This is a genomic window from bacterium, assembly GCA_027622355.1.
Lineage (GTDB): Bacteria > UBA8248 > UBA8248 > UBA8248 > UBA8248 > JAQBZT01.
This window is the reverse complement of record JAQBZT010000085.1, coordinates 1-10,034: the sequence shown is the minus strand read 5'-3', so window position 1 is coordinate 10,034 and position 10,034 is coordinate 1. Positions and strand designations below refer to the sequence as shown.

8 protein-coding genes and 1 pseudogene are annotated in these 10,034 nt (G+C 59.0%); 1 reads left to right on the top strand and 8 read right to left on the bottom strand.

Annotated elements, in window-relative coordinates:
• The 3 genes from O2807_06720 to O2807_06710 form a co-directional block, all read right to left on the bottom strand.
• On the bottom strand, window positions 1–637 hold a 637-nt coding region (locus O2807_06720), incomplete at its 3' end, for a hypothetical protein (protein MDA1000194.1).
• On the bottom strand, window positions 637–1,491 hold the full coding sequence (locus O2807_06715) for an HDOD domain-containing protein (GenBank protein ID MDA1000193.1): 855 nt from the start codon (window positions 1,489–1,491) through the stop codon (window positions 637–639). The genes O2807_06715 and O2807_06720, both read right to left, overlap by 1 nt.
• Window positions 1,491–1,835, bottom strand: a complete 345-nt coding sequence (locus tag O2807_06710) for a hypothetical protein (protein MDA1000192.1) — start codon at window positions 1,833–1,835, stop codon at window positions 1,491–1,493. The genes O2807_06715 and O2807_06710 overlap by 1 nt, the downstream gene beginning before the upstream one ends.
• Window positions 1,836–2,191: 356 nt before the next feature.
• Between O2807_06710 and O2807_06705 the strand changes: the two are divergent.
• Window positions 2,192–4,267: pseudogene (locus O2807_06705) on the top strand (xanthine dehydrogenase family protein molybdopterin-binding subunit).
• A 204-nt stretch (window positions 4,268–4,471) separates the two neighbouring features.
• On the opposite strand, the gene O2807_06700 reads toward O2807_06705, so the two are convergent.
• From O2807_06700 to O2807_06680, 5 genes are all read right to left on the bottom strand, one after another.
• On the bottom strand, window positions 4,472–5,170 hold the full coding sequence (locus O2807_06700; protein ID MDA1000191.1) for an ABC transporter ATP-binding protein: 699 nt from the start codon (window positions 5,168–5,170) through the stop codon (window positions 4,472–4,474).
• Between the two features lie 11 nt (window positions 5,171–5,181).
• Entirely contained in the window at window positions 5,182–5,934 is a 753-nt protein-coding gene (locus tag O2807_06695; protein MDA1000190.1) for an ABC transporter ATP-binding protein, read from the bottom strand.
• Between the two features lie 87 nt (window positions 5,935–6,021).
• Window positions 6,022–7,275, bottom strand: a complete 1,254-nt coding sequence (locus O2807_06690) for an ABC transporter substrate-binding protein (GenBank protein ID MDA1000189.1) — start codon at window positions 7,273–7,275, stop codon at window positions 6,022–6,024.
• A gap of 70 nt (window positions 7,276–7,345) precedes the next feature.
• Window positions 7,346–8,344, bottom strand: coding sequence for a branched-chain amino acid ABC transporter permease (locus O2807_06685; protein MDA1000188.1), 999 nt, complete (start codon window positions 8,342–8,344; stop codon window positions 7,346–7,348).
• Window positions 8,345–8,467: 123 nt separating this feature from the next.
• Window positions 8,468–9,601, bottom strand: coding sequence for a branched-chain amino acid ABC transporter permease (locus O2807_06680; GenBank protein MDA1000187.1), 1,134 nt, complete (start codon window positions 9,599–9,601; stop codon window positions 8,468–8,470).
• Window positions 9,602–10,034 lie beyond the last annotated feature (433 nt).

Below are 10,034 nucleotides of genomic sequence, written 5' to 3'. Positions count from 1 at the left end.
CCCGGTTGGCCTCCTCCGCCAGATCGTGCGCGGCCTGGAGGTCTTTGGTTCTTTCGGCGACGACTTCCTCCAGTGACCTGTTTTGGCCCCGAAAAATTTCGTAAAGCTCGAAGCTTTCAATGGCGTTGGCGCTGTTCAGGAGAACGATGGAAAGCAGATGGAGCGAGGCGTCATAGATGTGCCGGCCGTCGCCCCGTATGAATCCGATGAAATTTCCGCGGATCCGGTTTTTCGTCGCCAGAGGGTGGAGGATGGCAGTTTTCCCAAAAAATTCCGTGGGCACAACGGTGGCCCTGTTTTGATGAAGCGCCCAGGAAAAGGTACCGTTCTGGATGAGCCGGTCGGCTTCTTTTTGAATGGCCTCGGTCTGAGATGGCGGTTCCGTATATGTTGCGTTGAAACTTTGATCGAAATTGTTAATCGAAAAAAAGGCGATCGCTTCGAAATCAATCAGCCGCTTGATCCTTTCGGACGTAATTTTGAGAATATCAATTTCCGCTTGTTCGTTCTGGATAGAAGACTGAAAATCGCCGATTGACGTGACCATGGACAGGGACTCGAGCGTCCATCGGTTCATTTCCTCCAGATGCTTCAGCTGATTTTCCAATTCCTCGATACGGGAATTCTCATCCGCCATTAATTCGTGTCCTCCAGGAACAGCTTCGCGGAATCGGAAAATTGCCTGTCAATCTGTTCGAGAGCGGGCGAGAGAATGCTGACGGGCAGCCGGAGCTGTTCCCATGCGTCGCCCTCGAGCGGAGGAACGAAACGCTCGCCGCTGCTTCCGTATCTCATGGCGTTGGCGATGATGTCCGAGACATGGACGGTGGCGGTTTCCAGCGGGAACCGTTTGGAGAAAGAGGGGTTGTGATGATACCGAACGGCTTCTTCAAGGCTGGCGGGAAGTCCCCAATGACGAAGGAGCGCCCCGCCGACCTCTCCATGGTCATAGCCGAATTGATTGTATTCGGTCATGAACAAAGGTTCGTTCTTGGCGGTGCTGCTCTCGATGGCCTCGCGCGCTTTTTCGGGTTCGTGTTTGTAAATCAAGAGCCGCCCGATGTCGTGGAGGAGGCCCGCAACGAAAAAGCGTTCGATGTTCGATTCCCGGTGGTAGTTGGCCATGATCCTTGCCGTGATACCGCTGGCGATGCTGTGCCGCCAGAATGACGACATGTCGACGAGTTTGATGGGCAACCCGGAAAAAGTCTCGACAATGCTGGTGGCGAGCGCCAGATCGCGCAGCTGTTGGGTACCGATGATGGTGACCGCTCTCGAAATGGTTTCGATGCGGGAGGGGAAACCGTAAAAGGCGCTGTTGGCGATGCGGAGAAGGCGCGCCGAGAGGCTTTGATCGGTGCTGATGATTCCCGCGATGTCGCGCATCGAGCTGCGCGGATCATTTACGGCTTCGTTCAGCCGATGGAATATATGCGGAAGCGTCGGCACTTTATCGCCGATGCGTATCAAGTCTTCAGGGCGGGTGTTCATTATTTCTCCGCGTCTTGCCTTTTCTCCGCGTCCCGGAAAATGCAAAGCCGGAGCAATTCGCTCACAAAAGGATGGTTCTTGTCCGTATGCGCAAAAATAGACTCGATCGCTTGCTCGGCATCCTGGTAAATGCGGGTATCGAAGCGGCTGATGGCCGAGGCAATCGCATCTTCTTTCGTGACGCCGTTGATGTCGGCTTCGGTCACTCCCCAGGCCTTGAAAATGTTGATGTGCTTTTGGGTGATCTGGTTTCCCTTCCGGAGAAGCGTTCGCCCCTCCCGGGTCAGCACATCATCGGCCAGGACCATGCCGGCCTGCAGATCCTCAATGTTGATTGCGCCCATGCGATAGATACCGCCCCAGGTGGTTTCGAGGTTCCATGATGATCGAAAAGCCGTAAGTGAACGAATTACCCATCATCCGATCGCGGAACCGACAAAAAAGCCCCTAAAAACCTGCAATAAGAATATAATAGCGAGATATCCGGCGGGTGACAATGGGAACTTCTCTGCGGTGAGACCCATTTCGCGCATCGGGCGAGATTCAAACGTAGCCTGCAAATTGGTTTTTTGGGGTGTGATTTCGGGGTTTCGCACACACATGGACATTTCGGCGTTCTGACAGTAAATTGGGCGGTCTTTTTCCGTGACATGGGGCTAAAAATCACAGTTTGGGGAGTTTTATGGCTGAAGCGAAAGATATGGGCGGCGGCAGGGCAATCGGCGCCGATTTTTCCTTTCACGATGGACCCGAGAAGGCATCAGGAACCGCGGTATATCTTGACGATCTGGATTTTCCGGGAACGCTCATCGGAAAGGCGCTCCGGAGCGCCCATGTCCATGCGGAAATTCTTTCGATAGATGCCGATGAGGCGATGAAAATCCCCGGCGTCGCCGTCGTACTGACGGGAAAAGACCTGCCGGGTGAGCCCCGCCAGCTTCCGCACCCTCGGGCCACTCCCATCATTGCGCATCGGCGCGTCCGCTACATGGGAGATGTTGTGGCGCTCGTTGCGGCCGAAACGCATGAGGCGGCGGCGGCGGCGCTGGAGCGTATCCGGGTGAAGTACAAGCCTCTCCCGGTTCTGGAGGATCCGCAAAGAGCGATGGCGAAGGACGCCGTGAAGATTTGGCCGGAGGGGAATCTGTTGAACACGGCCAGGATACGAAGCGGCGACGTGAAATCCGCTTTCGCCTCCGCGGAAGTGGTTGTGGAGAACGTGTACCGGACGCCTGCGGTGGACCATCTCTACATCGAGGTGGAATCCGCTCTCGCGATGCCTCTCCCCGGCGGCATGATCCATATATGGGGGGCCACCCAGCAGCCGTTTCTGGTCCGGCAAAATGCGGCCCGCGTGCTCGGCTTACGGGAAGAGTCCACGGTCAGGTTCACCCAGACCATGCCCGGCGGCGCTTTCGGCGGGAAGAGCGAGGCCAGCGTGGATGTCTGTCTGCGCGCGGCCGTTCTGGCCCAGGCGAGCCACAGACCCGTCAAGCTGGTCTACTCCCGCGAGGAGAGCATGATTGGTTCCACCAAGCGGCACGGCTCCGTCATCCGCTCCCGCATGGGCGCCGCCCGCGACGGGCGTCTCCTCGCGTGCGAGGTAGAAATCTATCTCGACAAGGGCGCCTATTCGGCGAGCGGCGGAAACAACCAGCCGGCCTTCAAGCGCGCCACCTACCATTCGATGGGCCCCTACCAGATACCCAACGTGAAAGTCGATGTTTTTTGCGTCCACACCAACCATCCCTACGGCGGACAGATGCGCGCGCCGGGCTGCCCCCAGGTAAATTTCGCCTGCGAGCAGCAAATGGATCTTCTCGCCGAAGCCCTCGGCATCGATCCACTGGAAATCCGCCGCATCAACGGCCTGCGGATCGGATCGCGGACCCCGTGGAATCAGCTCCTGACCGAAAGCGTCGGGCTGATGGAAACCCTCTCGAAGGTCGGTTTGGCCTCGGGCTGGGAAAGCCGGAGAGCCCGCGGCCGCCGGGGCGGAGACGGACGCCTGCGCGGCTTCGGCGTCGCCTGCTGTCACTACGGGACGGGAAACGCCTATTCCCCGGCCGAGGCGAACATCTATCTCCTGCCGGGCGGGAAGATTCAGATCGCGGCCGGGGTGGTGGATTTCGGCCAGGGGAGCAAAACGGTCCTGAGTCAGATTGCCTCCGAGACGATGCAGGTGCCCTTCAGCGAGTTTCGGGTGGGGGCGGTGGACACCTTGGTCGATCCTTTCGGGGGAACGAGCTCAAGCTCGCGCATCACCATGCAGGGGGGCAAGGCGGTTTATCTGGCGTCCCTGAAGGCGCGCCAGGAAATACTCAGGCTGGCCGGCGCGCTCCTCGAGGCGGAGCCCGACGATCTCGCCCTGGAGGAAGGCCGCGTCCGCTCCCTCTCCCACCCGGAGACGACTTTGTCCCTGGCGGATCTGGCCAAGCAGTTTGTGGGGGATGAGCGAAAGCTCATCGGTGCTTCGGACAGCATCCCCCCGCCCGCCCGCGTCGATGCGGAAACGGGGCTGGGAAGTCCGTATGAGGTGTACGGCTTCGGCACCCAGGCGGCCGAGGTGCTCGTCGATCCCGAAACGGGCGAGATCGAGGTGGTGAACGTATGGGCTGCCCACGACGTGGGGAAGGCCATCAGCCCTCTCGGCGTTGTGCAGCAGATAGAGGGCGGCGTCTACATGGGGCTCGGGTTCTGCCTGATGGAAGAGATCGTCCAGAAAGAGGGACGGGTACTCAACCCGGACATGCACGGCTATCTGGCCCCCACGGTGGTGGATATGCCCGGAAATGTTGAGGCGATGATCGTGGAGGACCCCTATTCGAACGGTCCCTACGGCGCGAAGGGGGTGGGCGAGCAGGTCACCGTCGGCCATCGCCAATGCGGTTTCGGATGCGGTCGGGGTGAGATTCACGGAGTTGCCGCTGACGCCGGATCGCGTGGCGCTTGCCATCGCCGCCGTGCGGAGAAAGAAGCGTTAGCCGATTCCCAGGTGCGCCTTTTTGACTTCCTCGTTGGCCCAGAGCTCTTCCGGCGTGGATTCGTAGACCATCTGCCCTTTCGTGATGACGTTGATCCGGTCAACGGCCTTGATGGCGAAGGGCGTATTTTGCTCGACAAGAAGAATGGAGAGGCCCTCGTTCTTCAGCGAGCGGATGGCATCTCCGAGATCCTGGATGATGAGGGGGGCGAGCCCCTCGGAGGGCTCATCGAGAATCAGGCAGTCAGGGTTCGTCATCAGCGCCCGGCCGATGGCGAGCATCTGCTGCTCTCCGCCGGAAAGGGAGCCGGCCCGCTGGTTCTCGCGCTCGCCGAGGCGGGGAAAAAGCTCGTAGACGGCCTTGTGGTTCCACCGGGAGCTGGTGTGGGTCTGTTCCGCGACGAGGAGGTTTTCGCGCACCGTCAGGGTGGGGAAAATCCGCCGCCCCTGCGGGCAAAGGCCGATGCCGACGATGGATATCTCGTAGCTCGTGCGCTGGGTGATCTCCTCTCCCCGAAAGATGATTTTGCCCCTTCGCGGCGGGACAAAGCCCATGACGGAGTTGATCAGGGTGGTTTTTCCCATGCCGTTGCGGCCGAGAATGCCGAGTGCCTCTCCCTCGCGCACCTCGAGTGAGAGCCCCTGAAGAACATAGGAGTCCCCGTAGTAGGTATGAATGTCTTCGACAGAGAGCAGCGCCGGCACGTTTAGCCCTTTCCGAGATAGATTTCCTGTACCTGTGGGTCGTTGCGAATCTGATCGCAGGGGCCTTCCGTCAGAAGTTTTCCGTAGTGCAGAACGGAAATATCGGTGGCCACCTCGAAGATCACGTCGAGGTCGTGCTCGATAATCAGGATGGAGATGTCCGGGTCGAGTCTCTTGAGAAATTCGGCCATCTCGTGGGATTCGCCCGTCGCCAGCCCGGCGGAGGGCTCATCGACAAGGAGCACCTTCGGGTCGCTGGCCAGCGCGAGAATGATCTCGAGCTGGCGCTGCTCGCCGTGTGAGAGGTTCCGCACCTCGATGTCGCGCGATTCCCAGAAATGGGCGTCCGTCAGAAGCTTTTCCGCCTTGCCGTAATTTTCCTTGTAGCGGGTGAGCGGCTTCAGCATGGACATCTTCATCTTGCGGAGTCCCTGCACCGCGAGGAGCACGTTGTCCAGGACGGTCAGGCGGGGGAAGAGGCTCGTGATCTGAAACGTGCGCGACATCCCCAGCGCCACGCGCTTATGGGTGGACCAATTCGAGACGTTGCGGCCGAAGAGCCGGACCTCGCCGTGCGTGAGCGGGAGGACGCCCGTGATGAGATGGAACAGGGTGGTCTTCCCGGCGCCGTTGGGCCCGAGGATGCCCCTGCGCTCACCGGGGCCGAGGCGCAGGCTGACATCCTCGACGGCGTGCAGGCCGCCGAAAAATTTCGATACCCCCTTTAGTTCAAGCCGCGGCTGTGTTTCGGCCAATGTCCTCTGCTCCTTTCCCAGGGTCCGAACAAGGCAACCGCCGCCCAGAGCTTTGGGCTCCGGACGGCGGCGCCGAAATCGGAAATTCTACTCGCAGTTCGGGCAGTTCGGGAACGTTTTGCTGTACACGGGCTGCTTCAGGAACTCCTCGGAGGGCCATTTCCAGAACTGGCCCACTGCCGGGTAGGTCTTGATGACAACGTTCCAGAGCGAGTTCGGCCTCACGCCGAGTCCGAGGCGATCGCCCGGGACGCGCTCCACTTTGCGGACGTAGCTGTTCTGGACCGGGTTGCCGAACTTGTCGAGGTAGACCGGCCCGCGGATGGCGTCGATCCGGATGGTCTTGAAGGCCTGGATGAAGTCGAGCGTCTTGCCCGGCTTGTAGCCGATCTTCTTCAGCGTCAGCTCAATCCACTGGCCCGTGGTGTAGCTGGTCTCCGAGTAGTAGGAGGCCATCTTTCCGAAGCGCTTCTGGTAGTCCTTGACGAACGCCTTGTTTTTGTCGGTGGTGAGGGCGGCGCTGTACTGGGCCGAGGTCACGTAGCCGAGGGCCTCATCGCCCATGGAGGGGAGGGTGAACTCATCCGCGCTCGTCACGCCGCCGAGCATCGGCATCTTGAAGCCGGCCGCCCGGAACTGCTTCGGAAAGGCCAGCGACATCGGGCCGACCATGAGGGTCATGATGGCGTCGGCGTTCTTGGGAATCTGGGGCAGGTAGGGGCCGAAGTCCTTCGTGCCCAGCTTGGCCCAGATCTTCTTGATGATCTTGCCGCCGCGTTCTTCGAAGGCTTTCTGGAAGCCGCCGAGGGTCTCGTAGCCGAAAGCGTAGTCGGCGCCGATCATGACGATCCGGCGGTATCCCTGATCGTAGGCCCATTCACCGAGCGGATGGCTGTTCTGGCTGCTCGTGAAGCCCGAGCGCAGGAAGTATTTGTAGAGTTTGCGCTGGGTCAGATCGTCCGCGGCCGGAACCGGGGAGATGTAGGGAATCTTGAAGCGATCCGCCACGGGCGCCAGCGCGTAGCCTGTGCTCGCGAGGACTCCGCCCAGGAACATGTGAACCTTGTCCCGCTGAACAAGTTTCATCGCCTTGCGGACGTTGACGGCCGGCTTTCCGGTCGAGTCCTCGAGGATGAATTTGACCTTGAGGGGGCCCATTTTGTGGCCCTTGTCCTCAAGGTACATCTTGAAGCCGTTGCTCATGTCCTTTCCGACTTGGGCGAAAATACCGGTCATCGGGGCGATGAAGCCGATACGGACTTCCGCCGCGCTGGCCGGGCCGGCGCCAACCGAAACGGCCAGGGCAATCCCTGCGATTGCTGCAAGCCACTTTGTCTTCATTCTGTGTCCTCCTTGGGGGTGTGGCAAAGGGTGCCTCGCGTATCCTGAAATATAAGCAAAAAACACCGTATTAGCTTGTCGAATTTTCCGCCGCCGCCGCCGCTTTTTTCTCGCGGAGCTTGGCGAACATGCCCAGGATTCCCTCCACGTTGTACATCTTTCCGAGCATGATCGTCAGGATGTAGATGGCCCCGAGAATCAGCGGCCAGCGCTCGACATAGATACTGACGAACTGCTGCAGGGAACGGATGATGGCCGCGCCGATGACCGGCCCGATGAGCGTGGCGGGCCCGCCGAGGGCCACCATGAAAATCGCCTCCGCCGAAGCGATGAGTTCCACGTCCGGGGGGCTGACGAAAAGGTTGAACAGGGTCCACAGCACCCCCGAAATTCCGCTGAAGGTGCCGGCGATGATGAATGCCAGATATTTGTGGAGCCAGACGTTGTAGCCCAGCATTTCCATCCGCGTTTCGCGCTCGCGGATTCCGACCAGGGAGCGCCCGAACGGGCTTTGAACGAAGAGATAAAGAAGCACGAGACAGATGAGGAAGACGGCCATCGTGAAGTAGAAAAACGGCAAGGGTTCCCGGAGGGAAAGACCGAGGAGCGTGGGCCGCTCCGCGATGATGATGCCGTTGTCGCCCTGGGTGACGGAGCTCCAGCGGTAGGCGACGCCCCAGGTGACCATGGCGAGCGAGAGGGTGATCATCAGGAAGTAGACGCCGGTCGCCCGGATGGCGAGAAAGCCGAAAAACGCAGAAAAGAAAATGGCGATGATGATCCCGGCGATGAACAGATACGGGATTCCCATACCGATGCTGCTCGCCCATTCGTACATTTCAAATGTCCAGACCCAGTCCGTTTTGGTCATGATGATGGCGGTCCCGTAGGACGCCACGCCGTAGTAGGCGGCGTGGCCGAGCGAGGCGAGCCCCGTGAAGCCGAGAAGAATGTCCAGGCTCATCGCCATGATGCCGAAGACCAGGATTTCGGTGAAAAGCGTCTGGATAAATTGGTCTTGAAAGGGGGTAATGGCTCCGATGAAAACAAGGACTCCCAAAGTCGCCACAGTTTTTCTTGCTGGGGTATTGGCCCAATGGATCAGGCGGTATAGCCCGTAGACAAGGGCCACCCCCACCAAGATGCGCAATGCCACGCGAATGAGATTCGCGGTAAAAAAGTCCATCACGAATTAGCCCCTTCCAAACAGGCCCGTCGGCTTGATGGCCAGGATGATCGCCATCGGCGCGAAGAGCGCGAAATAGTTCAGTTCCGGGAACAGCGCCGTTCCGAAATTCTCCATGAAGCCGACGACGATGCTCCCGACGATGACGCCGGGGAGACTGCCGAGTCCCCCGATGATCACCACCGCGAATGCGTAGGGTAGAATCTCGAAGTCCAGCCCGGGATAGACCCCGAAGAATGCGCCGCCCACCACGCCGCCGATGGCCGCGAGGAGCGCGCCGATGGCGAAGATGCTCATCGAAACGATATTCGTGTTGATGCCGATTCCCCGCGCCATTTCCGGGTCATCCACCGTCGCACGCATGATAGCGCCCAGCCGGGTTCGCTCGATGCCAAAATAGAGAACGATCATGACGATGATCGCGATCCCGATCATGAATGCGCGGTAGCGGGGAAAGGAAAGACCCCCGATGACCGTGCTGATGTCGAAGGGCCAAGGCTGCGCGAAGATATAGTTGTCGCCGCCCCAGGTGTAGAGGGAGCCGTCTTGGAGGATAAAGGCGAAGCCGATGGTGACCAACACCTGCGACAAGGTGTCCTGGCCGAGGCGCCGCAGAAAATAGCGTTCGATGAGCATGCCGCCCAGCGCCATGCCAATCACGGCGACGACGACGGCGCCTATCAGGCCGAGAAAACTCACCCCGTCGGTTTTTCCGATGGGGGCCAGCGGCACGTTGGGGAAGAAGAGCTTGTAGAAATGGGAGCTGCCCATCAGGTCTTCCAGGGTCTCCAGCGGGAAATAGCGCAACGCGATTTCCCCGAGGACAAATATCCCGAAGAGGATAACGATCGATTTCTTCATGCCGACCACGCGGGAGAGGCCCTTGTATGCGAAATAAAGCGCACCCCAGGCGATGAGCTGTATCAGGCGGGGCATGACAGAAAGCGTTCCGTAAGCAATGTTGTAGAATTCCAGCGCCAGGTACCCGGCGAAGAGGAAAAATGCCGCGTGGGCCAGATTGACGATGCGCATCACGCCGAAGATCAGGGAGAGGCCGCTTGCCAGGAGAAATAAAAGGGCCGCGTAGGAGAAGCTGTTGAAGGTCAACGAAATGACGCTATTCAGACTGAGAGATATCATTCGCCGTGGCTTTTCTCGGTTGAATGTCGAAGAAGAAAAGAAAAACACACCATTTTCGTCAACGTACAAAGCGAAAGCGGCTTATTTTGTTCGAAACTTCAGAAAACCCACATGCAAATAGAGCCGACCTCCGGAGCCCTATTTTCTCTCACGTTCAGGCCGCCGGGTCAAGTGAGGTCCTGTGTCTATCCGCCCTCAAAAAACCACAATCGGGAAAGTAAAACAACCGTTTATCTTGAGTAAAATCCCCGGAATTGTATCCGGAAATATCTGTATCCGGTGTTTTGTATCAAGATTTTGTTTCTCCCGTGTTTCAGGTATGGTCTTTCCGGTAGTTTCCCCGGAAAATTTTCCGTCAGCGGCTTTCGTTTTCTATACACTCGTTCGGACCGGAGTTTTGCGTGGCAAGGACAGATGAAGCCCCCGCCGTTTT